General features: G+C 69.0%; 30 protein-coding genes and 1 tRNA gene. 10 read left to right on the plus strand and 21 right to left on the minus strand.

The genetic code is table 11. The features are described 5' to 3' along the window. Nucleotides 1–13: 13 nt before the first annotated feature. Both CLM62_RS38880 and CLM62_RS38885 read right to left on the minus strand, forming a co-directional pair. Nucleotides 14–778, minus strand: a complete 765-nt coding sequence (locus CLM62_RS38880; protein ID WP_179382415.1) for an ABC transporter permease — start codon at nt 776–778, stop codon at nt 14–16. A 49-nt stretch (nt 779–827) separates the two neighbouring features. Then, the gene (locus tag CLM62_RS38885) at nt 828–1,628 is read right to left on the minus strand and encodes an ABC transporter permease (RefSeq protein ID WP_373559228.1); all 801 of its coding nucleotides are present in this window, start codon (nt 1,626–1,628) and stop codon (nt 828–830) included. A gap of 213 nt (nt 1,629–1,841) precedes the next feature. On the opposite strand from CLM62_RS38885, the gene CLM62_RS38890 reads away from it, so the two are divergent. Beyond that, a complete protein-coding gene (locus CLM62_RS38890; protein WP_095754592.1) occupies nt 1,842–4,259 on the plus strand; it encodes a transglycosylase domain-containing protein in 2,418 nt (805 codons plus the stop codon). Nucleotides 4,260–4,393: 134 nt separating this feature from the next. Here CLM62_RS38890 and CLM62_RS38895 read toward each other — a convergent pair whose 3' ends face one another. Then, nucleotides 4,394–4,750 carry a co-chaperone GroES gene (locus CLM62_RS38895; RefSeq protein WP_095754593.1) on the minus strand — a complete coding sequence of 119 codons (357 nt, stop codon included), beginning with the start codon at nt 4,748–4,750 and terminating at the stop codon, nt 4,394–4,396. 43 nt (nt 4,751–4,793) lie between these two features. Next, nucleotides 4,794–5,123, minus strand: coding sequence for a DUF3618 domain-containing protein (locus CLM62_RS38900; protein ID WP_095754594.1), 330 nt, complete (start codon nt 5,121–5,123; stop codon nt 4,794–4,796). A gap of 95 nt (nt 5,124–5,218) precedes the next feature. On the opposite strand from CLM62_RS38900, the gene bcp reads away from it, so the two are divergent. Then, nucleotides 5,219–5,686 carry a thioredoxin-dependent thiol peroxidase gene (bcp, locus tag CLM62_RS38905; RefSeq protein WP_095754595.1) on the plus strand — a complete coding sequence of 156 codons (468 nt, stop codon included), beginning with the start codon at nt 5,219–5,221 and terminating at the stop codon, nt 5,684–5,686. Here the strand turns inward: bcp and CLM62_RS38910 are convergent. Then, on the minus strand, nt 5,683–6,192 hold the full coding sequence (locus CLM62_RS38910) for a GNAT family N-acetyltransferase (protein ID WP_095754596.1): 510 nt from the start codon (nt 6,190–6,192) through the stop codon (nt 5,683–5,685). The genes bcp and CLM62_RS38910 overlap by 4 nt on opposite strands. A 149-nt stretch (nt 6,193–6,341) precedes the next feature. Here CLM62_RS38910 and CLM62_RS38915 point away from each other — a divergent pair, with 149 nt between their 5' ends. From CLM62_RS38915 to CLM62_RS38925, 3 genes are all read left to right on the plus strand, one after another. Beyond that, a complete protein-coding gene (locus tag CLM62_RS38915) occupies nt 6,342–6,983 on the plus strand; it encodes an HNH endonuclease signature motif containing protein (protein WP_095754597.1) in 642 nt (213 codons plus the stop codon). Continuing rightward, a complete protein-coding gene (locus CLM62_RS38920) occupies nt 6,980–7,639 on the plus strand; it encodes an HNH endonuclease signature motif containing protein (protein WP_095754598.1) in 660 nt (219 codons plus the stop codon). Before CLM62_RS38915 ends, CLM62_RS38920 begins: the two co-directional genes overlap by 4 nt. Before the next feature lie 12 nt (nt 7,640–7,651). Then, a tRNA-Leu gene (locus CLM62_RS38925) sits at nt 7,652–7,734 on the plus strand. Between the two features lie 45 nt (nt 7,735–7,779). Here CLM62_RS38925 and rdgB read toward each other — a convergent pair. The 4 genes from rdgB to CLM62_RS38945 all read right to left on the minus strand — a co-directional run bounded on the left by rdgB (nt 7,780) and on the right by CLM62_RS38945 (nt 10,048). After that, the gene (gene rdgB, locus CLM62_RS38930; RefSeq protein ID WP_095754599.1) at nt 7,780–8,382 is read right to left on the minus strand and encodes an RdgB/HAM1 family non-canonical purine NTP pyrophosphatase; all 603 of its coding nucleotides are present in this window, start codon (nt 8,380–8,382) and stop codon (nt 7,780–7,782) included. Nucleotides 8,383–8,414: 32 nt separating this feature from the next. Further along, nucleotides 8,415–8,819 (minus strand): hypothetical protein, encoded by a 405-nt coding sequence (locus tag CLM62_RS38935; protein ID WP_095754600.1) that lies wholly within the window; start codon nt 8,817–8,819, stop codon nt 8,415–8,417. Nucleotides 8,820–8,961: 142 nt separating this feature from the next. After that, nucleotides 8,962–9,699 (minus strand): ribonuclease PH, encoded by a 738-nt coding sequence (gene rph, locus CLM62_RS38940; protein ID WP_095754626.1) that lies wholly within the window; start codon nt 9,697–9,699, stop codon nt 8,962–8,964. A 115-nt stretch (nt 9,700–9,814) separates the two neighbouring features. Further along, a complete protein-coding gene (locus tag CLM62_RS38945; protein ID WP_095754601.1) occupies nt 9,815–10,048 on the minus strand; it encodes a glucose PTS transporter subunit EIIB in 234 nt (77 codons plus the stop codon). A 112-nt stretch (nt 10,049–10,160) separates the two neighbouring features. On the opposite strand from CLM62_RS38945, the gene CLM62_RS38950 reads away from it, so the two are divergent. Then, the gene (locus tag CLM62_RS38950) at nt 10,161–11,411 is read left to right on the plus strand and encodes a PTS transporter subunit EIIC (protein WP_095754602.1); all 1,251 of its coding nucleotides are present in this window, start codon (nt 10,161–10,163) and stop codon (nt 11,409–11,411) included. 102 nt (nt 11,412–11,513) lie between these two features. Here the strand turns inward: CLM62_RS38950 and CLM62_RS38955 are convergent, their stop codons facing one another. Next, nucleotides 11,514–12,266 carry an MBL fold metallo-hydrolase gene (locus tag CLM62_RS38955; protein ID WP_095754603.1) on the minus strand — a complete coding sequence of 251 codons (753 nt, stop codon included), beginning with the start codon at nt 12,264–12,266 and terminating at the stop codon, nt 11,514–11,516. 211 nt (nt 12,267–12,477) lie between these two features. Between CLM62_RS38955 and CLM62_RS38960 the strand changes: the two genes are divergently transcribed. Further along, nucleotides 12,478–12,939: a type II toxin-antitoxin system PemK/MazF family toxin gene (locus tag CLM62_RS38960; protein ID WP_095754627.1), complete on the plus strand. Its 462-nt coding sequence runs from the start codon at nt 12,478–12,480 to the stop codon at nt 12,937–12,939. 14 nt (nt 12,940–12,953) lie between these two features. On the opposite strand, the gene CLM62_RS38965 is transcribed toward CLM62_RS38960, so the two are convergent. From CLM62_RS38965 to clpS, 8 genes are all read right to left on the minus strand, one after another. Continuing rightward, nucleotides 12,954–13,904, minus strand: a complete 951-nt coding sequence (locus CLM62_RS38965) for a PLP-dependent cysteine synthase family protein (protein ID WP_095754604.1) — start codon at nt 13,902–13,904, stop codon at nt 12,954–12,956. A gap of 15 nt (nt 13,905–13,919) precedes the next feature. Then, nucleotides 13,920–14,198, minus strand: coding sequence for a MoaD/ThiS family protein (locus tag CLM62_RS38970; RefSeq protein ID WP_095754605.1), 279 nt, complete (start codon nt 14,196–14,198; stop codon nt 13,920–13,922). Between the two features lie 118 nt (nt 14,199–14,316). Then, nucleotides 14,317–14,412: a putative leader peptide gene (locus CLM62_RS53300; RefSeq protein WP_019759525.1), complete on the minus strand. Its 96-nt coding sequence runs from the start codon at nt 14,410–14,412 to the stop codon at nt 14,317–14,319. A 210-nt stretch (nt 14,413–14,622) separates the two neighbouring features. Then, nucleotides 14,623–15,663 carry a LacI family DNA-binding transcriptional regulator gene (locus CLM62_RS38980; protein WP_095754607.1) on the minus strand — a complete coding sequence of 347 codons (1,041 nt, stop codon included), beginning with the start codon at nt 15,661–15,663 and terminating at the stop codon, nt 14,623–14,625. 47 nt (nt 15,664–15,710) lie between these two features. After that, entirely contained in the window at nt 15,711–16,133 is a 423-nt protein-coding gene (locus CLM62_RS38985) for a Mov34/MPN/PAD-1 family protein (RefSeq protein ID WP_095754608.1), read from the minus strand. Nucleotides 16,134–16,217: 84 nt separating this feature from the next. Continuing rightward, nucleotides 16,218–17,642 carry an amino acid permease gene (locus tag CLM62_RS38990; protein WP_095754609.1) on the minus strand — a complete coding sequence of 475 codons (1,425 nt, stop codon included), beginning with the start codon at nt 17,640–17,642 and terminating at the stop codon, nt 16,218–16,220. A gap of 368 nt (nt 17,643–18,010) precedes the next feature. Then, nucleotides 18,011–18,613, minus strand: coding sequence for a DUF2017 domain-containing protein (locus tag CLM62_RS38995; protein WP_095754610.1), 603 nt, complete (start codon nt 18,611–18,613; stop codon nt 18,011–18,013). 74 nt (nt 18,614–18,687) lie between these two features. Next, a complete protein-coding gene (clpS, locus tag CLM62_RS39000; protein ID WP_095754611.1) occupies nt 18,688–19,005 on the minus strand; it encodes an ATP-dependent Clp protease adapter ClpS in 318 nt (105 codons plus the stop codon). A 58-nt stretch (nt 19,006–19,063) separates the two neighbouring features. On the opposite strand from clpS, the gene CLM62_RS39005 reads away from it, so the two are divergent. Together CLM62_RS39005 and CLM62_RS39010 are read left to right on the plus strand one after the other, a co-directional pair. Then, nucleotides 19,064–20,410, plus strand: coding sequence for a nicotinate phosphoribosyltransferase (locus CLM62_RS39005; protein ID WP_095754612.1), 1,347 nt, complete (start codon nt 19,064–19,066; stop codon nt 20,408–20,410). A 297-nt stretch (nt 20,411–20,707) separates the two neighbouring features. Further along, entirely contained in the window at nt 20,708–21,298 is a 591-nt protein-coding gene (locus tag CLM62_RS39010; protein WP_095754613.1) for an isochorismatase family protein, read from the plus strand. Nucleotides 21,299–21,535: 237 nt separating this feature from the next. On the opposite strand, the gene CLM62_RS39020 is transcribed toward CLM62_RS39010, so the two are convergent. Further along, nucleotides 21,536–21,877 (minus strand): hypothetical protein, encoded by a 342-nt coding sequence (locus CLM62_RS39020; protein WP_095754614.1) that lies wholly within the window; start codon nt 21,875–21,877, stop codon nt 21,536–21,538. 472 nt (nt 21,878–22,349) lie between these two features. Between CLM62_RS39020 and CLM62_RS39025 the strand changes: the two genes are divergently transcribed. Beyond that, nucleotides 22,350–22,640 carry a hypothetical protein gene (locus tag CLM62_RS39025; RefSeq protein WP_179382413.1) on the plus strand — a complete coding sequence of 97 codons (291 nt, stop codon included), beginning with the start codon at nt 22,350–22,352 and terminating at the stop codon, nt 22,638–22,640. A 28-nt stretch (nt 22,641–22,668) separates the two neighbouring features. On the opposite strand, the gene CLM62_RS39030 is transcribed toward CLM62_RS39025, so the two are convergent. Together CLM62_RS39030 and CLM62_RS39035 are read right to left on the minus strand one after the other, a co-directional pair. Then, nucleotides 22,669–23,307 (minus strand): RDD family protein, encoded by a 639-nt coding sequence (locus CLM62_RS39030; RefSeq protein ID WP_095754615.1) that lies wholly within the window; start codon nt 23,305–23,307, stop codon nt 22,669–22,671. Nucleotides 23,308–23,396: 89 nt separating this feature from the next. Further along, on the minus strand, nt 23,397–24,272 hold an 876-nt coding region (locus tag CLM62_RS39035; RefSeq protein ID WP_373559229.1), incomplete at its 5' end, for an RDD family protein.

Raw genomic sequence — 24,272 nt, forward strand, 5'->3', positions numbered from 1 at the left:
CACCCACGAGCCCTCAACTCCCCGTACTCCGATACGACCTGAGCCCCCCACGCCACGCCAGACCCGCCAACGCACAGCACACCACCGCCACCAGCGGCGACGCCAAAGCCGCCCCCTCCGGCAGCCCGAGCGGATACGGCCGCCCCAACACGTAGGCGGCGGGCACCCAGTTGACGAACGCCAGCGGCAGCACGAAGGTCACCCCGCGCACCAGGTCCTTCCCGAACACACTGGGCGGGTACTGCAGCAGTGTCGTGCCCCCGTACGTGAACGCGCTCTGCACCTCGGCGGCGTCCTGCACCACGATCTGGAAGGACGCGCCCGCGACGAACACCGCGCCGAAGATCACCGCGCCGCTGACCAGCATCACCGGCACCAGAAGCACCTTCAACAAGGTCCAGTCGACGTCGACCGCGACGAGCGCGTAGCCCAGCACCAGCGCCCCCTGCGTGAGGCGGGCGACCCGGCGCAGCGCGAAGCGGTCCGCGGCGGCCTGCGCGAGCACCGGCGCCGGCCGCAGGAACAGCGTGTCGAGCGTGCCGTCACGCACCCGCTGCCCCAGCTGGCCCAGCGAGTTGCACATCAGGTCCGTCAGACCGAAGGACGTGACGGACAGGCCGTACAGCAGAGCGACCTCGGGCAGGGCGTAGCCGCCCAGCGAGTCGACCCGCGAGAACATCAACAGGATCGCGACAAAGTCGAGCCCGGACAGCAGCAGATTGCCGAGCACGGTCATGGCGAAGGAGGCGCGGTAGGCCAGGCTGGAGCGGATCCACATCCCGGCGATCAACCCGTACGCGCGCAGCCCGTCCACCACACGGCTCGTCTCACCCACCCTGGACCACCACCCGCCGGGTCGCCGACGACTGCAGCAGCCGCCCGGCCGCCAGGAGCGCCACAGCCCACGCCGCCGCGAAGACGTAGGCGCCCAGCGGGTCGGCCTTCCCCATGAGGACGTCCGCGGGCAGCTGCAGCAGGGCCGACCACGGCAGGGCCCGTACGACCTCGCCGAGCGCCCCCGGGAAGACGTTCAGCGGCAGTGTCATCCCCGAACAGAACACCCCAGTGATCATCAGGAGTTGCAGCATGCCCTTGCCGTCCAGCAGCCAGAACGCGCTCAGCGCCACCAGGTAGCGGATCCCGAAGCTGACCACCGCCCCGAGCAGGACCGCCACCAGGAACGCCAGCCAGGTCACCGGATCGCGCGGCAGCGCCGCAGGGAAGAAGAGCACCCCGAAGACGAAGGGGATCACCCCCCGGCCCAGGAGCTGGAAGAGCGACCTGCCCAGATCATTGGCCAGCCACCACAGTTGGAGATCGGCCGGCCGGTAGAGGTCGATCGCGATCTCACCGGTCCGGATGCGTTCCATGAGCTCGTTCTCGAAGCCCCCGCCCTGGATGGCCAGCGCCGCGAACAGCGCCTGCCCCAGCCACACATAGGTGACGGCCTCCGCCTGGTCGTACCCCCCTAAGTGGGGTCTTTCGTCCCACAACGCCAGATACGTGTACACCAGGATCAGGCCGAAAACGGTATTGGTGAACACCCCCGCGGCCGTGGCCGCCCGATACGTCGCGTATCTTCTGAAACCCCCCGCCGCGACGGCCGCGTACAACCGCCCCGAACCCACCGCAGCCGTCCTCCTCGCCCGCCCGACACCGAAGCGCAGGAGCCTAGTACGCGGCCGACTCGACCCGCCAGGCATTTTCCACGCGGCCAACACGTGCCGATTGTCGGGAACGGAACGCCTGGTGCGAGAGTCTTCAACAGGGGGCGTAGAAGACGTAGAAGGCGTACGAGGCGTACGGGAACGTACGAGGCGAAACAGGAGTCCGTGCACGACATGAGCGACGAGCCGCAGCCGCAGCAGCCGAACCAGGGCTGGGCACCGGGAGAGCCCCCCGGGGCCTCGGAAGCCGGGGAGCCGTCCGGCAAGAAGCCCAAGCGCCCGGGGCGCACCGGCTGGCGCCGGATCATCCCGACCTGGCGCATGGTGCTCGGCACGTTCGTCATCGGCACCCTGCTCCTGATCGGCCTGTTCTTCCTCGGCTACTCCATGGTCAAGATCCCGCCCGCCAACGCCCTCGCCACCAAACAGAGCAACGTCTACCTCTACGCGGACGGCAGCCAGCTCGCCCGCGACGGCGAAGTCAACCGGGAGAACGTCTCCCTCGGCCAGATCTCCAAGACCGCCCAGCGCGCCGTCCTGGCCGCCGAGGACCGCGACTTCTACACCGAATCCGCCATCGACCCCAAGGCCATGGTCCGCGCCGCCTGGAACACCGCCACCGGCAAGGGCAAGCAGTCCGGCTCCACGATCACCCAGCAGTACGTGAAGAACTACTACCTGGCCCAGGAACAGACCGTCACCCGCAAGGTGAAGGAATTCTTCATCTCGATCAAGCTGGACCGCACCGAATCCAAGGACCAGATCCTCGAGGGCTACCTCAACACCAGCTACTTCGGCCGCAACGCCTACGGCATCCAGGCCGCCGCCCAGGCCTACTACGGCGTCGACGCCGCCGAACTCACCGCGGCCCAGGGCGCCTACCTCGCCGCGCTCGTCAACGCGCCCAGCGAGTACGACGTCGTCGCCCACCCGGAGAACAAGACCTCCGCCGAGGCCCGCTGGAACTACGTCCTGGACGGCATGGTCACCAAGGGCTGGCTCAGCGCCTCCGACCGCGCCGGCATGAAGTTCCCGATGCCCAAGGAAGCCACCCTCTCCACCGGCATGTCCGGACAGCGCGGCTACATCGTCACCGCGATCAAGGACTACCTGACCAAGAACAAGATCGTCGACGCGGACTCGCTCGACGCCGGCGGCTACCGCATCACCACCACCCTGCAGAAGAGCAAGCAGAACGCCTTCGTCAACGCCGTCGACGACCAGCTGATGTCCAAGCTCGACAAGAAGAACCGCAAGGTCGACACCTACGTCCGCGCCGGAGGCGCCGCCGTCGACCCCAAGACCGGCAAGGTGCTCGCCATGTACGGCGGCATCGACTACGTGAAGCAGTACACGAACAACGCCACCCGCGGCGACTTCCAGGTCGGCTCCACCTTCAAACCGTTCGTCTTCACCTCCGCCGTCCAGAACGACTCCCAGACCCAGGACGGCCGCACGATCACCCCCAACACGATCTACGACGGCACCAACAAACGCCCCGTCGTGGGCTGGGACGGCGGACCCTACGCCCCCGAGAACGAGGACCAGGTCTCCTACGGCGACATCACTGTCCGCGAGGCCACGGACAAGTCCGTCAACTCCGTGTACGCGCAGATGGCCGTCGACGTCGGCTCCGACAAGGTCAAGCAGACCGCGATCGACCTCGGCATCCCCGCCGACACCCCCGACCTGACCGCGTCCCCGTCCATCGCCCTCGGCCCGTCCACGGCCAGCGTCCTCGACATGGCTCAGGCCTACGCCACCCTCGCCAACCACGGCAAGCACGGCACGTACACCATGATCGAGAAGATCACCAAGGACGGCAGCCAGGACATCGAACTGCCCCAGCAGAAGACCCGCCGGGCCGTCACCCGCGAGGCCGCCGACACCACCACATCGATCCTGCAGAGCGTCGTCGAGAACGGCACCGCCACCGCCGCCCAGGCCGCCGGCCGCCCCGCCGCCGGCAAGACCGGCACCGCGGAGGAGGACACCGCCGCCTGGTTCGCCGGCTACACCCCCGACCTCGCCACCGTCGTCTCCGTCATGGGCCAGGACCCCGTCACGGCCGCCCACAAGCCGCTCTACGGCGCGATGGGCCTGCCCCGCATCAACGGCGGCGGGGCACCCGCCGAGATCTGGGCACAGTTCACCAAGGACGCCCTCAAGGGCAAGCCGGCCACCGACTTCGACCTCCAGCTCCAGCCGGGCGCCGAGGAGACACAGGCACCCCCCTCCGACGTCCCCGTGGACCCGACCACGGGCGGCCAGGACAACGGCGGCACCACCGGAGACACCACCGGCGGCCAGGACACCGAGGGCCAGACCGGAGGCCAGGACGACAGCGCCACGCCGAGCTCACCCAGCACGGGCGACACCACCGGCGGCACGTCGGACGGCGGCACCACCGGAGACCCGTCCGACGGCACCACGGGAGACCCGAGCGACGGCACGACGGGCGACGCCACGACCGGAGGCACGACGGACGGCGGCACCACCGGAGACCCGTCCGACGGCACCACGGACGGCTCACAGGGCGGCCCGACGACCGGAGGCCTGACGCCACAGTTCACGAGCACGAGAAGGCAGTGACGGCCTACTGGGCCTAGTGGGCCTGCTGGGCCTACTAGGCCTCCTACCAGGCCTACTGGGCCTACTGAGGGAACGCAAAGGGGCCGGTGACGACGATCACCGGCCCCTGAGGCCGTTGCACTACGGGCATCTCTCTACAGGTACAACCCGGTGGTGTCCTCGGACCCCTCGAACCGATCCGCAGCCACCGCATGCAGATCCCGCTCACGCATCAGCACGTACGGGACACCCCGCACCTCGACCTCAGCCCGGTCCTCCGGATCGAACAGGACCCGATCCCCCGGCTCCACAGTCCGTACGTTCTGCCCCACCGCGACGACCTCCGCCCACGCCAGCCGACGGCCCACGGCCGCGGTGGCGGGAATCAGAATGCCGCCGCCCGAACGCCGCTCGCCCTCGCTGGTGTCCTGCCGCACGAGTACACGGTCGTGCAGCATCCGGATGGGCAGCTTGTCGTGCTGGGTGCTGTGCTCGTTCCTGTTGGCGCTCACGCCTTGAACCTACCTGTCTTCGACACGCCCGTACCCGGGTGGGTCAGCCCTTGCGCCGCCGGGTCCCCAGGGCCAGCAGCCCCACGACCCCGACCACGACGAGCGCCACGGGCACGACCCGCTCCAGCCGCGGCGAGCCCTCCTCGTCCACGAACTGAGCCTTGACATCCGTCACGGCCCGATTGACCCCCACATAGGCCCGCCCAAGGGTGTGATCGATATTCGACACGACCTTGGCCTTGGCATCGCCCACGATCGTCTTCGGGTGCACCCGCGCCCCGATCTCGTCGAGCGTCTCGGCCAGCATCTCGCGGCGGCGCCTGATGTCCGCCTCGATCTGCGCCGGGGTTCTCGTGTCCGACGTGTCCGCCACCGTACGGCCTCCGAAGTCTGCTGATGCTTTGTTCTGGACAGTCTGTCAGTTCCGCCCGCGACCGCGCTGTCAGCACCCCCGGTTACGCTGGACCGATGAGCGAGCGACTCCAGCCCGGGGACACCGCCCCCGCCTTCACCCTCCCCGACGCCGACGGCACCGGGGTGTCCCTGTCGGACCACAAAGGCCGCAAGGTCATCGTCTACTTCTACCCCGCGGCCCTCACCCCCGGCTGCACCAAGCAGGCGTGCGACTTCACGGACAACCTCGAACTGCTGGCCGGCGCCGGCTACGACGTGATCGGCATCTCCCCCGACAAGCCGGAGAAGCTGGCCAAGTTCCGCGACAAGGAGTCCCTCAATATCACGCTCCTGGCAGACCCCGACAAGAAGGTCCTCGACGCCTACGGCGCCTTCGGCGAGAAGAAGAACTACGGCAAGACATACATGGGCGTCATCCGCTCCACGGTGATCGTGGACGAGGAGGGCAAGGTCGAACGGGCCCTGTACAACGTACGGGCGGCGGGCCACGTGGCGAAGATCATCAAGGACCTGGGCATCTAAGAACTCGGGGACCTGAAGAAAACCCAGACGTCGGGAGCCAGGTCGGGCCGCTCGGGAACCGGCCTGCGCTCCTCCGTCCACGCCCCCGGCGCCAGCTCCTCGGCAACCCGCCGCCAGAAGCACACGGCACCGGGATTGTCGTCCTGAAAGGCGACCTCCCACTCCCCCGGATGCCGGGCCACAACCTCCCGCACGGCCGCCAGCCCGACCCCGCTCCTGCGCACGCCCCGCACGACGAAGAAGCTGTTGATCACGCGGGTGGGCTCACTGAGCGCCCGCACAAAGGCGAACCCGACGGGCTGCTCGCCCCTGCTGATCAGATACGGCGCCCAGTCGACGGACCCGGAGAAGGCAGCCTCCAGCCGCTCACGGCGAAACGTCCCGTCGGGGTTGGGCAGTTGCCCACCGAACTCGGACAGTTCATGCCGGAACAGAAGCCAGAGGCGCTCGACGGTGGGGCGGTCGGCGGAGGTGGCTGGGCGGACGGTCAGCTCTGATGAGGTCATGAAAAAAGCCTCCCGGGCGGACACGGGTCCGCGCCTGGAAGGCCTGACTGTGATCCGCAGCATATCAACAGACCGAGCGTGACCGTCCGATAAACGGTTCGTTACTCCGTGCGAGGCCACGAACGTGTGGCCGAGATCGGAGGGGAACGATGGGGGTCAGTGCGTATCCGAAGGAGCGGCTGGAGGAAGCGGCTCAGGGGGCGCGGACGTTGTCGGAGGCGTTGGTGAGGTTGGGGGTGGACCCAAAGAGTTCGACGCGGCGGTACATCTTCGAGCGGATGAACAAGCTGGGGGTGAATGTCTCGCACTTCGAGCGGGAGGGGGTGCGCTGGACCAGGGAGGTCCTCCAGGCGGCAGTCTCGGCTTCGACGAACATGTGCGAGGTGCTGCGCCGTCTCGGGCTCGAAGTAGTCGGCGGGCACCACACGCACATCAGCCGACGGATCAAGGCGTACGGCATCGATATCTCGCACTTCCAGGTGCCGACACGGCGCGGCAAGCCCTGGCGACCTCGAACACCAGAGGCCTTCCTTGTCGAGCAGCCAGTGGGCGAGGCCCGGCGCATCCCGAGCGATCGGCTGAGGTGGGCGATGACAGCAAAGGGCGTGCCGGAGCGATGTGCTCTGTGCGGTACGGAAGCCGTCTGGCGAGGTCATCCGCTCCCCCTGGAGGTCGACCACATCGACGGCAACTGGCGCGACAACCGGATCGAAAATCTGCGGTTCTTGTGCCCCAACTGCCACTCCACAACGGATAGTTACCGAGGGCGCGGCAAGGCGGCCGTCTCATGAGCAGTGGTGTGCAGTACACCCGCGAGCGACTCACCGAAGCTGCCGCACAGTGTGCCGACATCGACGAGGTCATCGCCTTTTTCGGTACCCAGCCGTACGGCACGCTCCGTAGGTACCTCACGAGACGCTTCGCTCACTTCGGCATCGACATCTCGCACTTCGGCAATAGGCGAGCACAGCCCAACCGCGACGAGTTACGTGCTGCGGTCGCCGAGTCCACCTCCATCGCAGCGGTGCTTCGCCGCCTGGAACGCCCGGACAACGGAACGCAACGCGCGCTGCTGCGCCAGTGGATCGCCGAGGAACAACTCTCGACCGAGCACTTTCTAGGGCAGGCGCATCAGCGAGGGAAGTCCCGTCCGCTACTTACCAAACGGCCCGAGGACATTCTGGTCAAGCATGAGGGCGAGCGCCGGACACGGACCATACTGCTGCGTCGAGCACTCCGCGAGGTTGGGATGGCCGAGGAGTGCGCCGAGTGCGGGGTTGGTCCCGAGTGGCTCGGCAAACCGATGACGCTGGAGGTCGATCACATCAACGGGGACTGGAGTGACGATCGACGGGAGAACCTGCGGTTGCTCTGCCCTAACTGTCATGCCAGCACCAGTACCTGGTGCCGAGGAGGTCGGCGTAGGCAAGCACGACAGGACCGGTAGCATGTCGCCTGCGCGGCCGTGGCGAAATGGCATACGCGAGGGCCTTAGAAGCCCTTGGGCGAAAGCCCGTGTGGGTTCGAGTCCCACCGGCCGCACCGCCCCGCACCTGCGATTCAAAGGTGCGGGGCGTTTCCGTGAGCTCAGCCCAACAGTTCCCGAACTACCGGCACAAGCGCCCGAAACGCCTTCCCCCGATGACTGATCGCATTCTTCTCCTCAGCACTCATCTCGGCGCACGTCCGCGTCTCCCCCTCCGGCTGCAGAATCGGGTCGTACCCGAAGCCGTTCGTGCCCACCGGCGCGTGCCGCAGCACCCCCCGCAGCTGCCCCTCCACCACCCTCTCCGTGCCGTCCGGGAGGGCGAGTGCCGCCGCGCAAGCGAAGTGCGCCCCCCGATGCTCATCAGCGATGTCGGACAGCTGGGCCAGCAATAGCTCCAGGTTCGCGCGATCGTCCCCATGCCGGCCCGACCAGCGGGCGGAGAAGATGCCGGGGGCGCCGCCCAGGACGTCGACGCACAGGCCGGAGTCGTCGGCCACGGCGGGTAGGCCTGTGGCCTGGGCGAGGGCGTGGGCCTTCAGCAGTGCGTTCTCGGCGAATGTGACGCCCGTTTCCTTGACGTCGGGTACGTCCGGGTAGGCGTCCGCGCCGACCAGGTCGTGGGGCAGGTGAGCGTCGGCGAGGATCGACCTGAGTTCGGTGATCTTTCCGGCGTTGCGGGTGGCGAGGATCAAACGGGTCATGGGGTCCAGTATTCCGCCCTCGCCGTCCGTGGTTACGGCGTGCAGACCTTGGTCAGTTCGCCGGCCGCGTCCGTGACGGGGCTGATGTCGGGGGTCGCGTCGCCGTTCTCGACGGAGGTGCGGACGTTGGTGACGGCCTTGCTCAGGTCGTCGACGGCCTTGTTGACGTCCGTGTTGTCCGTCTTGTCGCCGATCTCGTCGAGGTTCTTGTCGATGGAGTCGAGGGATTCCTCGAGCTGCGTCGGGTCGTTCGACGCGCTCTCCACGGCCTGCTGGAGTTCTGTGACGCTGTCGGCGATGGCGTCGGCGGTCTGGACGCAGTCCAGTGCCTTGTTGACGGCGTCGCAGCCCGTCGTGAGGCCGACCGTCAGCCCGACGGCCGCGACTGCGGCGGCGATGGCGGTACGGCGACTACGGCGGCGTCGGCTCGCGGCCATGGATCGGATCCCTCCCGTTGGCAGGCCTCGTCGGCCCGTGCGCTGGCCGGGCGCACGGTGGTGTGCCGTACGCCCGTACCCGTAGTGACGCCAGGCGGGTCGGCGCGGTTGCCCGCGGCGGCCGTCCTCCTTGGCGCGTCCTTTACTTTTCGAGGACGGTATCAAGTGCCTTGTGCTGGAGGACAGCGAGTTCCGTGCAGCCGGTGACCGCTAGGTCGAGGAGCGCGTTGAGTTCCTCGCGCGCGAAGGGTTCGGCCTCCGCGGTGCCCTGGACCTCGACGAAGCGGCCGTCGCCGGTGCAGACGACGTTCATGTCGGTCTCGGCGCGTACGTCTTCCTCGTAGCAGAGGTCGAGGAGTGGGACTCCGCCGACGATGCCGACCGAGACGGCCGAGACCGTGCCGGTCAGGGGCTGGCGGCCGGCCTTGATGAGTTTCTTGCCCTGGGCCCAGGAGACGGCGTCGGCGAGGGCGACGTAGGCGCCGGTGATGGCGGCCGTGCGCGTGCCGCCGTCGGCCTGGAGTACGTCGCAGTCCAGGACGATGGTGTTCTCGCCGAGTGCTTTGTAGTCGATGACGGCGCGCAGGGAGCGGCCGATGAGGCGGGAGATCTCGTGCGTTCGGCCGCCGATCTTGCCGCGTACGGATTCGCGGTCGCCGCGGGTGTTGGTGGCGCGGGGGAGCATGGAGTATTCGGCGGTGACCCAGCCTTCGCCGCTGCCTTTGCGCCAGCGCGGGACGCCTTCGGTGACGGAGGCGGTGCAGAAGACCTTGGTGTCGCCGAAGGAGACGAGGACGGAGCCCTCGGCGTGCTTGCTCCAGCCGCGTTCGATGGTGATCGGGCGGAGTTGTTCGGGGGTGCGGCCGTCGATTCGAGACATGGCCACGAGCCTAGTCGTACCTGGGGACGGGCCTGGCCGTCCGTGAGGAAGGGGCCCCTCCCGCGATGGGAAAGGCCCCTCGGAAGTGAGCCCCCTCGGAAGTGAGCGGGGCGGCTCACATCATGTCTTCGATCTCCGCGGCGATGGGGTCGGCGTCGGTGCCGATGACGACCTGGATCGCGGTGCCCATCTTGACGACGCCGTGGGCGCCGGCGGCCTTCAGGGCCGCCTCGTTGACCAGCGAGGCGTCGCTGACCTCGGTGCGCAGCCGTGTGATGCAGCCTTCGACCTCTTCGATGTTGTCGATGCCGCCGAGCCCGGCAACGATCTTCTCAGCCTTGCTGGCCATGTTCCTTCTCCCTATGGGTAGCGAAAATCACGGGTTCCTTATACGCCCTTCATCGTGCTACAAACAGGTCTACACCACTGAGTGGTGTAGACCACCACCCGATGGAGGAAGTATGAGCTCCGCCACCGAAACGGCGGCCCCCGCGAAGAAGCGGGGCTCCGGACTGTTCCAGGGCCTGCAGAAGGTCGGCCGCAGCCTCCAGCTCCCGATCGCCGTGCTGCCGGCGGCGGGCCTGATGGTCCGGCTCGGCCAGGACGACGTGTTCGGCAAGGACGGCCTCGGCTGGGACAAGGTCGCCTCGGTGTTCAACAACGCGGGCAGCGCCATCACCGGCGCCCTGCCGATGCTCTTCTGTATCGGCGTCGCCATCGGCTTCGCCAAGAAGTCCGACGGCTCGACCGCCCTCGCCGCGCTGGTGGGCTTCCTGGTCTACAGCAAGGTCCTCGAGTCCTTCCCGGTCACCGAGGCAAAGATCACCAAGGGTGCGGACATAGCCGCGACCTACAACAACCCGGGTGTCCTCGGCGGCATCACCATGGGTCTGCTCTCGGCGGTCCTGTGGCAGCGGTACCACCGCAAGAAGCTGGTGGACTGGCTCGGCTTCTTCAACGGCCGGCGTCTCGTCCCGATCATCATGGCCTTCGTCGGCGTCGCCGTCGGCGTCTTCTTCGGGCTGGTCTGGGAGCCGATCGGTGAGGCCATCGGCGAATTCGGCGAGTGGATGACCGGCCTGGGGTCCTTCGGCGCGGCCCTCTTCGGCGCGATCAACCGCGCGCTCATCCCGATCGGCATGCACCAGTTCGTGAACACGGTGGCGTGGTTCCAGCTCGGCGACTTCAAGGACGCCGCCGGCGAGGTCGTCCACGGCGACTACAGCCGCTTCTTGGCCGGCGACCCGACCGCCGGAATGTTCATGTCCGGCTTCTTCCCGATCATGATGTTCGGTCTGCCGGCCGCGGCGATCGCCATCGCGCACTGCGCCCGCCCCGAGCGCCGCAAGGCCGTGATGGGCATGATGATCTCGCTCGCGCTGACCTCCTTCTTCACCGGTGTGACCGAGCCGATCGAGTTCTCGTTCATGTTCATCGCTCCGCTCCTGTACGTGATCCACGCGGTGTTGACCGCCGTCTCCATGGCCATCACCTGGGGCCTGGGCGTCCACGCGGGCTTCAACTTCTCCGCGGGCTTCATCGACTACGCCCTCAACTGGAACCTGGCCACCAAACCCTGGCTGATCATCCCGATCGGCCTGGTCTTCGCGGCGATCTACTACACCGTATTCCGCTTCGCGATCACCAAGTTCGACCTCCCCACCCCGGGCCGCGAGCCCGAGGAGGAGGTCGAGGACCTCACCAAGGCGTGAGCAGTCCCTGAAGGGCAGCAGGAGGCCCCCGGAGCCGTCGAGCTCCGGGGGCCTTGTCATGCCGTATGCACTGGAAGTCGTATGCGCTGGTAGCCGTATGCGCTAGATCTCGTACGTCTGCCTCGGCGCCGCCAGTTCCACCGGGCCGTCGAAGGCCGCGCGGGCGTCGGACAGGTTGACCTGCGGGTCGGTCCACGGGGGGATGTGGGTGAGGACCAGGCGGCGGGCGCCTGCCCGGGCCGCCGTCTCACCCGCCTCGCGGCCGTTGAGGTGCAGGTCGGGGATGTTCTCCTTGCCGTACGTGAACGCGGCCTCGCACAGGAACAGGTCGGTGTCGCGGGCGAGTTCGTCCAGGGTCGGGGTGACGCCCGTGTCGCCGGAGTACGTCAGTGACGTGCCGGCGTGCTCGACGCGGATGCCGTACGCCTCGACGGGGTGGGCCACGCGCTCCGTGTGCACGGTGAACGGGCCGATCTCGAAGGTGGACGGCTTGACCGTGTGGAAGTCGAAGACCTCGCTCATGGACGAGGCGGTGGGGGTGTCCGCGTAGGCGGTGGTCAGCCGGTGTTCCGTGCCCTCGGGTCCGTAGACGGGGATCGGGTCGCAGCGGCCGCCGTCGTGGCGGTAGTAGCGCGCGACGAAGTACGCGCACATGTCGATGCAGTGGTCGGCGTGCAGATGGCTGAGGAAGATCGCGTCGAGGTCGTAGAGACCGCAGTGGCGCTGCAGCTCGCCCAGGGCACCGTTGCCCAGGTCGAGAAGCAGCCGGAAGCCGTCGGCCTCGACGAGGTAGCTCGAGCAGGCCGATTCCGCGGACGGGAACGACCCCGAGCAGCCGACGACGGTGAGCTTCATGAAACAGAAACCTCCGCTGGCGGGGAACGAGAGAAGGGGCGTCGGGGGTCGTGCGGTGCGTCGAGCGTAAGGCGCAAAACGCCGGGTCGCTCCTCCACCAAGGGCTGTTGTGGGCGAACTCACCTGTGGTGTCACCGAATCGGCTGGTCGCGGGGCGTGTGAGGTGTGGGAGGGGGCGCGCGGTGGCAGGCGCGCCGGTAACGTCGTCCTCATGGACACGTCTTGGTGGCTCGCGATCGCGGCGGTGGTGCTGCTCGCGCTGGTCGCCACGCTCGTTGACGGCTGGGGGCGCGGACGGCGTCCGGCGGGGCGGCGGACGCGGCCGCCGGGGCGTGCGGAGGGGCCGGCGGGGCGGGCGCGTGTTCATCCGGTGCCGGCGGAGATCTGGTGGGCGAGTGTGCCGTTCGAGGAGGGGTCCGGGGGGAAGGACCGGCCGTGTCTGGTGCTGGCGGTGCGGGGGCGTCACGCGACCGTCGCGAAGATCACCAGCAAGTACCGCGATGAGCGGTCCGGGGTGATTCCGCTGCCGCCGGGCTCGGTGGGCGACGCGCACGGACGCGCCAGTTTCCTGGAGACGGACGAGCTGCGTCGGGTGCCGGTGGGGGACTTCAGGCGGCGGGTGGGTGTGGTGGACCCGGTCCTGTGGGACCAGGTCCGTCACCTGGCTACATAGCTACGGAGAAGGGCCTACGCCCAGAGCTGGCCCTGGAGGGTCTCGATGGCCTCTTCGGTGGTGGCCGCCGTGTAGACGCCCGTGGACAGGTACTTCCAGCCGCCGTCGGCGACGACGAACACGATGTCCGCGCTCTCGCCGGCCTTGACGGCCTTGTTGGCGACGCCGATCGCCGCGTGCAGGGCGGCGCCGGTGGAGACGCCCGCGAAGATGCCCTCCTGCTGGAGGAGCTCGCGGGTGCGGGTCACGGCGTCCGCGGAGCCGACGGAGAAGCGGGTGGTCAGGACGGAGGCGTCGTAGAGCTCGGGTACGAAGCCCTCGTCGAGGTTGCGCAGGCCGTACACCAGGTCGTCGTAGCGCGGTTCGGCGGCGACGATCTTGACGTCCGGTTTGTTCTCGCGGAGGTAGCGGCCGACGCCCATGAGGGTGCCGGTGGTGCCGAGGCCGGCGACGAAGTGGGTGACGGAGGGGAGGTCGGCGAGGATCTCGGGGCCTGTCGTCGCGTAGTGGGCGCCGGCGTTGTCCGGGTTGCCGTACTGGTAGAGCATGACCCAGTCGGGGTGCTCGGCGGCGATTTCCTTGGCTACCCGTACGGCGGTGTTGGAGCCGCCCGCGGCGGGGCTGGAGATGATCTCGGCGCCCCACATGCCGAGGAGGTCGCGCCTTTCCTGGGAGGTGTTCTCGGGCATCACGCAGACCATGCGGTAGCCCTTGAGCTTGGCGGCCATGGCGAGGGAGATGCCGGTGTTGCCGGAGGTGGGCTCGAGGATGGTGCAGCCCGGGGTCAGGCGGCCGTCCTTCTCGGCCTGCTCGATCATGTGCAGGGCGGGGCGGTCCTTGACCGAGCCGGTCGGGTTGCGGTCCTCCAGCTTGGCCCAGATGCTGACGTCGGCGGACGGGGAGAGCCGCGGCAGGCGCACCAACGGGGTGTTGCCCACCGCGGCCAGCGGGGAGTCGTAACGCATGGGTGGTCAGGGCCTCTAGGCCATGCCGCCGGCGACGGCCGGCAGGATGGTCACGTTGTCGCCGTCGGTGAGCTTGGTGTTGATGCCGTCGAGGAAGCGGACGTCCTCGTCGTTGAGGTAGACGTTGACGAAGCGGCGCAGCTGCTCGTCTTCCACGATGCGGGCGTGGATGCCCGCATGCCGGGTCTCGAGATCGGCGAAGAGCTCGGCGAGAGTGTCCCCGGTGCCCTCCACCGCCTTCTGGCCGTCGGTGTACTGGCGGAGGATGGTCGGGATGCGGACCTCGATGGCCATGGCTCAGGGCTCCTGTCGGATGGTGTTCGGGTCGGTGGGCGCGCGGCAGCGCGGTTCAGCAAGGGTTGTTGCGGTCCGGGCGCCGCGGCTCACGGCCGTACGGCGGCAGGGGGCAGCGTCAACAGATGGCGCTGGCGAGCCTGCACAGGTCGACGTGCAGCCGCGCCACGAGCAGCATGCCCGGCGTCTTTTCGCTCACGTCGTGGGAAACCATGGGGTCATCGTATCGATTCCCGGTCCGGGTCCCGATATGTGATCCCACATTCCGGACGGTTTTCGGCCGGGGAGTGAGACGGTACAGCTCAGGACGCCGCACGGCTCAGGACACTGCACGGCTCAGGACGCCGCACGGCTCAGGCACACCGCAGGGCTCAGGCAGACCCCACGGCTCACACACACCGCAAGGCTCAGGCACACCGCGGGCTCAAGCGGACTCGCGAAGGACCAGCCGGGTCGGCACCACGACCGAGGACACGTCCGGTGCGCCGGCCTGTGTGGTGCGGTCGTACAGCAGCCGGGCCATGAGGCGGCCCATGCCCTCGACGTCCTGGTGGACGGTGGTCAGCGGCGGGTCGGTCGACTCGGCGATCTCGGCCAGGTCGTCGAAGCCGACGACGGCCACGTCGTCCGGCACGCGGTACCCGCGTTCCCGCAGCGTCTGCAGCGCGCCGGACGCCATGTAGTCCGAGGCGACGAACACGGCGTCCAGGTCGGGGCACCGGTCGAGCAGCGCGGCCATGGCGTCGGCGCCGCCCTGCCGCGTGTAGTCGGCCCTCTCGACCAGTGGGGGTTGGTCCAGGAGGACGTCCCGGTAGCCGGCGAGGCGGTCGACGGCGGAGTTCTCCTGGTCGTACGGGCCGGCGACGGTCGCGATGTGCCGGCGGCCGAGCGAGACCAGGTGCTGGACGGCTTGCCGGGCTCCCCCGCGGTTGTCGCCGTCGACGTAGGTGTGTCCGCGCACGGTGTCGCCGTCGCGCAGGAGGGGGCGGCCGCCGAACACGGTGGGGATGGCGAGTCGGTCGATCATCGAGTGCAGCCGGTCGCCGGGGCGCAGGGAGAACAGCACGGCGCCGTCGACATGGCCGCCGCCGAGGAAGTCGGCCACGCGCGCGTAGTCGTCGGGCTCCTCGAGGAAGAGCAGGACGGCCTGTGCGCCGTGTTCCGCGAGTTCTCTGCGGACGCCGCGCAGCAGGCAGTCGAAGAAGGGGTCGATGAAGAGCCGGTTCTGCGGCTGGGTGGCGACGACGGCGACGGCGTTGGTGCGGTGGGTGACCAGCTGGCGGGCGGCCTGGTTGGGTACGTATCCGAGCTCGGCGATCACTTCCCGGACGCGGTCGACGACCTCCGCCCGCACCCTGGGCTCGGCGTTGATCACCCGCGACACCGTGGACTTCGAGACTCCCGCCCGGCGGGCGACGTCCTCCAGCGTGGGGCGCCGCCCGTTCGTCCACTGCGTCAACACCATCTCCGATACGGCGAGTTGTCCGGTGGCGTACGACTGGCGTACGGCGATCAGTATGCCTCGACGACCTTGACCTCTTCCTCGGTCACCTCGCCCTCGAGGATCCGGAAGGAGCGGAACTGGAACTCGCCGAGGCCGTCCGTGTCGGCGGTGGAGACGAGGACGTAGTGGGCGCCTGGCTCCTGGGCGAGCTTGATGTCGGTACGGGAGGGGTAGGCCTCGGTCGCCGAGTGGGAGTGGTAGATGACCACCGCCTCCTCGCCGCGGGCCCGCATCTCCTTGTCGACCCGGAGCTGCTCCATGCTGTCGAACTCGTAGAAGGTGGGAGAGCGCGCGGCGTTGAGCATCGGAATGTGGCGCTCGGGCCGGTCGGACTTCTCGGGGCCCGCGATGAGGCCGCACGCTTCGTCGGGGTGGTCCGCGCGCGCGTGCGCGACGATCTTGTCGTACAGATCCTGGGTGATGGTCAGCATGCTGGTCAGGATAAGCAGAAGGGCCGTCCCGTACCGAGGGGTGGTACGGGACGGCCCACATGCCGGACGGACGGGCGGAAGAGTTCAGCCGACCTTGTCGAACCGCGTCTCGTGGCGCTCCGCGATCTGCGGGTTGCGGCTCTTCAGGATCGTCCAGCCGATGCCCAGGGCGGCGGCCCAGCCGGCCATCACGTAGAGGCAGACGCGGGCGTCGGCGTCGTAGGCGATGAGGCCGGTGACGAAGAGCAGGAAGGCGATGGCGACGTAGCTGCACTTCGAGCCGCCCGGCGCCGGGAAGGAGGAGGCGGGCAGGCGGCCCGCCTCGACCGCGCGGCGGTAGAGGACGTGGCTGACCAGGATCATCAGCCAGGTCCAGATGCCGGCGGCGGTGGCGACGGAGGTGACGTAGCCGAAGGCCTTCTCCGGGACGATGTAGTTCAGGATCACGCCGATGCCCATGAAGAGCACGGAGACGAGGATGCCGAAGGCGGGCGTCTTGGTCGACGACAGCTTGCTGAAGGCCTTGGGGGCCTCGCCGCTCTCGGCCAGGTTCCGCAGCATGCGGCCCGTGGAGTACATGCCGGAGTTGCAGGAGGACAGGGCGGCGGTCAGCACGACGAAGTTGACGATGCCGGCGCCGGCCGGGATGCCGATGACCGCGAAGGCCTTCACGAAGGGGCTGACGCCCTCGGCGAACTCGGTCCACTTCACCACGCAGAGGATGACGGTGAGGGCGCCGACGTAGAACAGGGCGATGCGCCAGGGAAGGGTGTTGATCGCCTTGGGGAGGGTCTTCTCGGGGTCCTCGGACTCGCCGGCCGTGACACCGACGAGCTCGACGGCGAGGTAGGCGAACATGACGCCCTGCAGGGTCATCAGGGACGAGCCGATGCCCTTGGGGAAGAAGCCGTCGAAGGCCCACAGGTTGGAGACGGCCGCGGTGTCACCGGCGTTGCTGAAGCCGAAGGTGAGCACGCCGAGGCCGATGACGATCATGCCGATCAGGGCGGTGACCTTGACCATCGAGAACCAGAACTCCAGCTCGCCGAAGAGCTTCACGGAGATCAGGTTGACCCCGAAGAGGATCACCAGGAAGACCAGGGCCGTCACCCACTGCGGGATGGACGGGAACCAGTAGTTGACGTAGATCGCGGCGGCGGTGAGCTCCGCCATGCCGGTGACCACCCACATCAGCCAGTACGTCCAGCCGGTGAAGTAGCCGAAGAACGGGCCGAGGAATTCGCGGGAGTACTCCGCGAAGGAGCCCGAGACCGGGCGGTAGAGCAGCAGCTCGCCGAGTGCCCGCATGATGAAGAAGATGATCACGCCCGCGAGGGCGTACATGAGGATCAGGCTGGGTCCGGCTTTGGCGATGTTCGCCCCGGCGCCCAGGAAGAGGCCGACGCCGATGGCGCCGCCGATCGCGATCATCTGGACCTGACGGCTGCCGAGCCCGCGCTCGTACCCCTCTTCGGGGGTCTTCTCCGTGTCGACCTGCGCTGAGGTCATGTTTGTGGTGCGCCTTTCTCCATGCCGACCCGGGCCTCTCGTCGGCCTCGGATCGGGTCTCGATCCCCCCGGACTGATGGAGCTGAGCGGGTTTCGCGAGCCCGCCCGTGCCTGGCCGGCGATCCGCCGGCTCGGTGGCGCACCCGGCCGAACATACGGGTGGTGTTCGCCGGGCGGTCGTGAAGATTTATCACGGCCGCCACATTGATCACCTGCGCGAGGTGTGGCGCATCACACAGGGAGAGGAGGACAAAGAGGACACAAAAGGGGCACAGTCGGCCGGAGCGGTGACGTGATCGTTATCCGGATTTGAGCGTCCTCTGAGCGAACACAGAACCGTCACAAGTCGGGAAATAAACCGTCACACATTACGGCAGAAGGGTGGCGACCAGCGTCTCCTGGAGCCCGCCCAGCCACAGATACGCCATCACCATCGGCTTGCGCGGGTCCTCGTCCGGCAGGCGGTAGAGGAGGTCGGTGTCCTCGTCGTCGCTGATCTCCAGCCGGGAGCCGATCGCCAGGCGCAGGTCGTTCAGGGCGCCGAGCCACTGCTGGGACTCCTCGGGTGACAGCTTCAGGACCGCCCCGCCCTCACCGGCGGAGGCGAGCGCGTCCAGTGAGCGGATCACCGCGAGGGCGTTGTCGCGCTTGCCGGCCCTGAGGTCGTTCTCGGTGTAGCGGCGGAACTCGGCGGAGTACGCCCGCTGCTCCTCGGCCTCCCTGGCCTGTGGGGTGCCCTCGGGGTCGCTGTAGGCGTCCGGGAAGAGGCGCTTGAGGACCGGGTCGGCGGGCGGCTCGCTCGGGCCCTCGGAGAACAGCTCGGCGAGCGGATCGTCGCCGGCCTCCTCGGCGGGGCCGGGGCCGATGAGCTCCAGGAGCTGGACGGCCAGCGACCGGATGATCGAGATCTCGACGTCGTCGAGGGCGACGGCCGCGCCGCCGCCGGGGAGCGGTTCGAAGTGTCCTGGCATCAGGGGGTATCGCTACTTCCGGTCCTGCGGGCGGCTGGGGCGGGTCCGGTCCGGCGCTGCGCTGCCGGGCCGGGTCATTTCCGGTCCTGCTGGAGCGTGGCCCACAGACCGTAGCCGTGCATGGCCTGCACGTCGCGTTCCATCTCCTCGCGTGTGCCGCTGGAGACGACCGCCCGGCCCTTGTGGTGGACGTCCAGCATGAGTTTGGTGGCCTTGTCCTTGGAGTACCCGAAGTACGTCTGGAAGACGTAGGTCACATAGCTCATGAGGTTGACCGGGTCGTTGTGGACGATGGTGACCCAGGGGACGTCCGGCTCAGGGACGGCGAAGACCTCCTCCGCCGATTCGGTGCGTTCGATCTCTACGGGAGCGGGTGACGTCACATGGCCCATGCTGCCACGCACGCCACAAATCGTCACACTGACGCGAATGGGGGTAGCATCTCTCGTCATGAACACAGCGGACCTTGGGCTGCCGGTGGATGTTCCCTCGACGGCGCTCTTCACGGACCAGTACGAGCTCACGATGCTGCAAGGCGCCCTGAAGGCGGGCACCGCCGGGCGGCGCAGCGTGTTCGAGGTCTTCACACGGCGGTTGCCGAACGGGCGCCGTTACGGCGTGGTCGCGGGCACCGGCCGCGTGCTGGACGCGGTGGAGAACTTCCGTTTCGACGCGGACGTCCTCGGCTTCCTGCGCGAGCGCGCAATAGTCGACGAGGAGACCCTGGGCTGGCTCGCCTCCTACCGCTTCAGCGGTGACATCTGGGGCTACCCCGAGGGCGAGGTGTACTTCCCGGGCTCGCCGATCATGCGGGTCGAGGGCTCCTTCGCCGAGTGCGTGCTGCTGGAGACCGTGATCCTTTCGATCCTCAACCACGACTCGGCCATCGCCGCGGCCGCCTCCCGCATGTCCTCCGCCGCCGGGGACCGCCCGCTGATCGAGATGGGCGCCCGCCGCACCCATGAGCTGTCCGCCGTCGCCGCCGCGCGCGCCGCGTACGTCGGCGGCTTCGCCACCACCTCCGATCTGGCGGCGGGCTTCCGCTACGGCATCCCCACGGTGGGCACCAGCGCCCACGCCTTCACCCTGCTGCACGACCGCGAGCGGGACGCCTTCCAGGCCCAGGTGAACTCGCTGGGCCGGAACACCACGCTGCTCGTGGACACGTACGACGTCACCGAGGCCGTCCGTACGGCCGTGGAGGTCGCCGGGCCCGAACTGGGCGCCGTGCGGATCGACTCCGGCGACCTGCTGCTGGTCGCGCACCGGGTGCGGCAGCAGCTGGACGAGCTGGGGGCGCGGGACACGAGGATCATCGTGACCTCGGACCTCGACGAGTACGCCATCGCCTCGCTGGCGGCGGCGCCCGTGGACGCGTACGGCGTCGGCACCCAGCTGGTGACCGGCTCCGGGCACCCCACCTGCTCGATGGTCTACAAGCTGGTCGCCCGCGCCGAGTCCGCCGACCCGAAGGCCCCGCTGGTGCCGGTGGCGAAGAAGTCGTCCGGCGGCAAGACCTCCATCGGCGGCCGCAAGTGGGCCGCGCGCCGGCTGGACGAGTACGGCGTCGCGGAGGCCGAGGTCGTCGGCACCGGGCCCGTCCCGGGCGAGCTGGCCGACCGTCAGCTGCTCGTCCAGCTCGTCAAGGGCGGCGAGGTCACAGCCCGCGAGCCGCTGGACGTCGTACGGGACCGGCACGCGGCCGCGCGCGCCAACCTGCCGCTGTCGGCGACCCAGCTCTCGCGCGGGGAACCGGTCCTTCCGACGGAGTACGTACACGGGGGCACGGGTAGCTAGGGGGCGTCTGATGGATATCCGCGGAAGAAGGAGCGGCGTTCGGTGCGTGCTCTCGGCGTGCCGCGCGGAAGTCCTCGTAGCGGAGCTACTAGGGCTTTCGCGCGGTGCGGCGAGAGTGCGTGCCGGGCGTCGCGACGCCGCGGAGATCCATCAGACGCCCCCTAGAGCTGGTGCCCGCGTTCACGCGCCCCATGGCGCCCCCTCCCATACGGCCGCCGAAGTCAATAGGCTCGGAAGTTCACCGGCCGGGCTCGCAGCACCCTTCACCCCCGACCCCATAGTCGAAGGACACCGACCATGCGCCGCGCCTTGATCGTCGTTGACGTGCAGAACGACTTCTGCGAGGGGGGCAGCCTCGCGGTGGCCGGGGGTGCCGATGTGGCCGCCGCCGTCACCGAGTTGATCGGGCAGGCGGCCGGCTCCGGCTACCAGCACGTCGTGGCCACTCGCGACCACCACATCGCCCCCGGCGGCCACTTCGCCGACAACCCCGACTACGTCCGCTCCTGGCCCGCGCACTGCGTCGCCGGCACCGAGGGCGTGGGCTTCCACCCGAACTTCGCTCCCGCGGTCGCGTCCGGCGCGGTCGACGCCGTCTTCGACAAGGGGGCGTACGCGGCGGCGTACAGCGGGTTCGAGGGCGTCGACGAGAACGGGGTGACGCTGGCCGACTGGCTGCGGGCCCGGGAGGTCGAGGAGGTGGACGTGGTCGGGATCGCGACCGACCACTGTGTCCGGGCCACCGCCCTGGACGCCGTACGGGAGGGCTTCCGCACGCATGTGCTGCTCGATCTGACCGCCGGGGTGGCCGGGGAGACCACCGAGCGGGCGCTGGAGGAGATGCGGGAGGCGGGCGTGGAGCTCTCCGGGAAGCCCGTGGTCGCCTAGAACCAGCTTTCCGGGAAGCCCCCGCTTTCCGGGAAGCCCGCGGTCGCCTAGGGGGTGTTTTGAAAGTCCTGTGCGGTGCCCGCGGTGTTCGGTGCGTGCCCTCGGCGTGCCGGACGAAGGCCCTCGTAGCGGAGCTACTTGGGTCTTTGGCCGGTGCGGCGAGGGTGCGTGCCGGGCGCCGTGGGTGCTGTGCGGGACTTTCAAAACACCCCCAAGGGGCCTACAGAGCCCGAGGGCTCACGCCGCGGCCGGTGGCCGTCTGAGGAGCGCCCTGATCGGCTGCCACAACTCCTGGACGAACTCCGGGCCGCCGACGCCACTGTCGGGTGCCGTACGCCATATGAGGCCGTCGGGGTGGTGCAGGACCGCGGTGATCTCGTCCGGGGTCGGCGGTGCGGCGTTGCCCCGCAGGTACACCGCCCGCATGCCGAGGTTGCGCAGCCTGGTCAGGGCCCGCGCCCGGTTCTGGGCGTGCACGAGCACGCGGACGCTGCCCGTGCCGTGGGTCGTGGGGCTGGGCAGGTTCAGCGCCACCACCACACTGCCGGTCGGCAGCTTGCAGAAACCTCCTGCGGCCATGCGGTCACACCCCCGTGCGAGTCGGCGTCGATGTCGGTGTCAATAAGCGAGGCACAGGACGCACCTAAACACGATCGGCGGCAACCCGCCAGAGGGCCATTGCCGACACGCCTCTGACCTGCTGGAATGCCGTCTACCCTACGGACGGTCCGATCGGGACCGTGATCGTTCGCCCATCCGGAAGCCTCTTGACGATCTTGATTCAGGCGCTGGTGTCAGTGACGCGGACGCCCGCGAGGGTTCATTTCCCGGACGCGTGACGGACAACCGAACAGGCGCGCGGGTCCGTCCACTGGGTGGACGGCATGAACCTGTGCGCCCCCCGTGCACCGGCACTGTTGGTCAGGTCACGCTTACCGTTCGTTCCACTCGGGCATGCAGGCGATTAGAGTCGATTGGCAGAACGCCCCGAAAACGGCGGAAAGCCAGGCCGACACCCCCGTGGACCCCCACTTCCGAGGACACGATTGCCATGCCTCGTCCGACTGCCGCACAGCTCGCCTACGGCTCCTGCACCGTGATCTTCTCGACGCTCGCCATGCTGCTGCTGTCACAGACGAGTTCGGGCGTGGGGATCGCGGTCATCGCTGTCGCGGCGCTCGCCCTCGGGCTTCTGGTCGCCATGACGGCCCCGGCACCGAAGTCCCGCGTGGTCGCGGTGCGGCAGCCCGCCGCGCAGGAGGCGGAGCAAGCGGAGGCGCCCGTGCCGGCCTCCATCGCCGCGGTGGCTTCCGAGCCGGTGCACGAGCGCGCTGCTTCCTGACGCCCCGTAGGACGCCAGTACCGCACCCTCAGCTGGTGCTGACCACCACAGTCTTGGCCGCCTTGTCGTGCAGGCCCTGTTTGTAGGGCTTGTCGAAGAAGCTCCAGCCGCCCGAGATCGCGGTCCAGATGCAGGCGCAGCAGAACGCGAACGGGAGCCACAGCACCGCCGAGCGGATCAACGTGCTCCGCACGGAGGGCGTGGCACCGTTGTCGAGGTTCGCCACCCGCATGCCCAGCCACTTCTTGCCGAGCGTCTGACCCGACTTGGCGATCATGAAGGTGTCGTACGCGATGTAGAGCACGGCGGCGACCAGCGACTGTCCGAGGGACTTGCCGTAGTTGACCTCGTCGGTGTCCACGTCGTACTCGTTGACGCCGAAGCCCCAGGTGAGCAGCCAGACCACGATGCCCACGAGGATCATGTCGATGATCCGGGCGAGCGTGCGCTTGCCGCTGTCCGCGAGCGGTGGCATGCCGGCGAGTGGGTCGCCGGGGTATCCGCCACCGCCGTAGGGGGCGCCGCCGTAGGGGCCGCCGCCGCCCGGGGGAGGCGGTGGCTGACCGCCGTACGGCGAGCCCGGGCCCTCGGACGGCGGGGGCTGCTTCCTGAACGGATCGTCTTCCGGTGGCTGCTGACCGGAGCCGGGAGGCGGTTCACTGCTCATGGCCCGAGTCGACCGCGAACACCCCGGCTCCGCATCCTGCGAGCGGCCGTCCGGGGGACCGAATTCCTTACGTCTTCTGCGGTATGCCCTCAGCCCGCCACGAACGTATGCGCGACCTTGTCGTGCCAGCACTGGTGCCACGGCCTGTCGAACAGCCCCCACAGGACACCGACGAGACCGACGGCGAGCAGTCCGGGCACGCTGTAGACGAGCCAGCGGCGCAGGGCCGCACCGAAGGACGGGGGCTCGTGGGCCTCGATGTCCCGCACCTCCAGACCGAGCAGCTTCTTGCCGAGGGTGCGGCCCCACTTGGCGGTGGGCAGCGCCTCGTAGAGGACGCCGGCGAGGAGCAGGACGGCGAGGACGATGCCCAGGTACACGGAGGTCGTGCCGTCGAGCAGCCAGACCGTGACCGTCTCGCCGGACAGCTTGGCCGCGTCGATCTTCTCGTTGACGTGGTCGATCGCCTTGATGCCGAGCGGTACGCCTGCCACCGCGGTGACGGCTCCGAGGACGAGGGAGTCCACCAGGCGGGCGGCCAGCCGCTTGCCGAGGCTCGCGGGGCGGGCGGAGGCCTGGCGGCGGGCGGCCGCCTGGAAGATGTCCTCGACCGGCGGCTTCCAGGGCGTGACGGGCTGCTCGTCGTCGGAGGGGCCCGCGAGCCGGTGCACCTGCTGGGCCCAGGAGGGCTGACCGCCGCCGGGGCCGCTCGTCACCGGGGCGGAGGCGTTCGGGGCAGGGGGGTTCGGGGCGGAGGCGTGGGGGGGGGGGGGGGGGGGGGGGGGGGGGGGGGGGGGGGGGGGGGGGGGGGGGGGGGCGGGGGGGGGGGGGGTGGGGGGGGGGCTGTGGGGATGGCTGGGGTCGCCGGGGTGGTAGCGGGGGCAGTGGCCCTGGCCGGCGTCATGGGCGTGGCTGGGGTCCTGGCTGTGGTCGTAGCGGGGGTCCTGGCTGTGGTGGTAGCTAGG

This window comes from Streptomyces sp. SA15, from assembly GCF_002291145.1.
In the GTDB taxonomy this organism is placed as follows: domain Bacteria; phylum Actinomycetota; class Actinomycetes; order Streptomycetales; family Streptomycetaceae; genus Streptomyces.

What these genes read in the sequence shown, in the direction of transcription:
- CLM62_RS38880 (WP_179382415.1), bottom strand. Translation starts at nt 778, where the DNA reads ATGTGGATCCGCTCCAGCCTGGCCTACCGCGCCTCCTTCGCCATGACC.
- CLM62_RS38890 (WP_095754592.1), top strand. Translation starts at nt 1,842, where the DNA reads ATGAGCGACGAGCCGCAGCCGCAGCAGCCGAACCAGGGCTGGGCACCG.
- bcp (WP_095754595.1), top strand. Translation starts at nt 5,219, where the DNA reads ATGAGCGAGCGACTCCAGCCCGGGGACACCGCCCCCGCCTTCACCCTC.
- CLM62_RS38910 (WP_095754596.1), bottom strand. Translation starts at nt 6,192, where the DNA reads ATGACCTCATCAGAGCTGACCGTCCGCCCAGCCACCTCCGCCGACCGC.
- CLM62_RS38915 (WP_095754597.1), top strand. Translation starts at nt 6,342, where the DNA reads ATGGGGGTCAGTGCGTATCCGAAGGAGCGGCTGGAGGAAGCGGCTCAG.
- CLM62_RS38920 (WP_095754598.1), top strand. Translation starts at nt 6,980, where the DNA reads ATGAGCAGTGGTGTGCAGTACACCCGCGAGCGACTCACCGAAGCTGCC.
- rdgB (WP_095754599.1), bottom strand. Translation starts at nt 8,382, where the DNA reads ATGACCCGTTTGATCCTCGCCACCCGCAACGCCGGAAAGATCACCGAA.
- CLM62_RS38935 (WP_095754600.1), bottom strand. Translation starts at nt 8,819, where the DNA reads ATGGCCGCGAGCCGACGCCGCCGTAGTCGCCGTACCGCCATCGCCGCC.
- rph (WP_095754626.1), bottom strand. Translation starts at nt 9,699, where the DNA reads ATGTCTCGAATCGACGGCCGCACCCCCGAACAACTCCGCCCGATCACC.
- CLM62_RS38945 (WP_095754601.1), bottom strand. Translation starts at nt 10,048, where the DNA reads ATGGCCAGCAAGGCTGAGAAGATCGTTGCCGGGCTCGGCGGCATCGAC.
- CLM62_RS38950 (WP_095754602.1), top strand. Translation starts at nt 10,161, where the DNA reads ATGAGCTCCGCCACCGAAACGGCGGCCCCCGCGAAGAAGCGGGGCTCC.
- CLM62_RS38955 (WP_095754603.1), bottom strand. Translation starts at nt 12,266, where the DNA reads ATGAAGCTCACCGTCGTCGGCTGCTCGGGGTCGTTCCCGTCCGCGGAA.
- CLM62_RS38960 (WP_095754627.1), top strand. Translation starts at nt 12,478, where the DNA reads ATGGACACGTCTTGGTGGCTCGCGATCGCGGCGGTGGTGCTGCTCGCG.
- CLM62_RS38965 (WP_095754604.1), bottom strand. Translation starts at nt 13,904, where the DNA reads ATGCGTTACGACTCCCCGCTGGCCGCGGTGGGCAACACCCCGTTGGTG.
- CLM62_RS38970 (WP_095754605.1), bottom strand. Translation starts at nt 14,198, where the DNA reads ATGGCCATCGAGGTCCGCATCCCGACCATCCTCCGCCAGTACACCGAC.
- CLM62_RS53300 (WP_019759525.1), bottom strand. Translation starts at nt 14,412, where the DNA reads ATGGTTTCCCACGACGTGAGCGAAAAGACGCCGGGCATGCTGCTCGTG.
- CLM62_RS38980 (WP_095754607.1), bottom strand. Translation starts at nt 15,663, where the DNA reads ATGGTGTTGACGCAGTGGACGAACGGGCGGCGCCCCACGCTGGAGGAC.
- CLM62_RS38985 (WP_095754608.1), bottom strand. Translation starts at nt 16,133, where the DNA reads ATGCTGACCATCACCCAGGATCTGTACGACAAGATCGTCGCGCACGCG.
- CLM62_RS38990 (WP_095754609.1), bottom strand. Translation starts at nt 17,642, where the DNA reads ATGACCTCAGCGCAGGTCGACACGGAGAAGACCCCCGAAGAGGGGTAC.
- CLM62_RS38995 (WP_095754610.1), bottom strand. Translation starts at nt 18,613, where the DNA reads ATGCCAGGACACTTCGAACCGCTCCCCGGCGGCGGCGCGGCCGTCGCC.
- clpS (WP_095754611.1), bottom strand. Translation starts at nt 19,005, where the DNA reads ATGGGCCATGTGACGTCACCCGCTCCCGTAGAGATCGAACGCACCGAA.
- CLM62_RS39005 (WP_095754612.1), top strand. Translation starts at nt 19,064, where the DNA reads ATGAACACAGCGGACCTTGGGCTGCCGGTGGATGTTCCCTCGACGGCG.
- CLM62_RS39010 (WP_095754613.1), top strand. Translation starts at nt 20,708, where the DNA reads ATGCGCCGCGCCTTGATCGTCGTTGACGTGCAGAACGACTTCTGCGAG.
- CLM62_RS39020 (WP_095754614.1), bottom strand. Translation starts at nt 21,877, where the DNA reads ATGGCCGCAGGAGGTTTCTGCAAGCTGCCGACCGGCAGTGTGGTGGTG.
- CLM62_RS39025 (WP_179382413.1), top strand. Translation starts at nt 22,350, where the DNA reads ATGCCTCGTCCGACTGCCGCACAGCTCGCCTACGGCTCCTGCACCGTG.
- CLM62_RS39030 (WP_095754615.1), bottom strand. Translation starts at nt 23,307, where the DNA reads ATGAGCAGTGAACCGCCTCCCGGCTCCGGTCAGCAGCCACCGGAAGAC.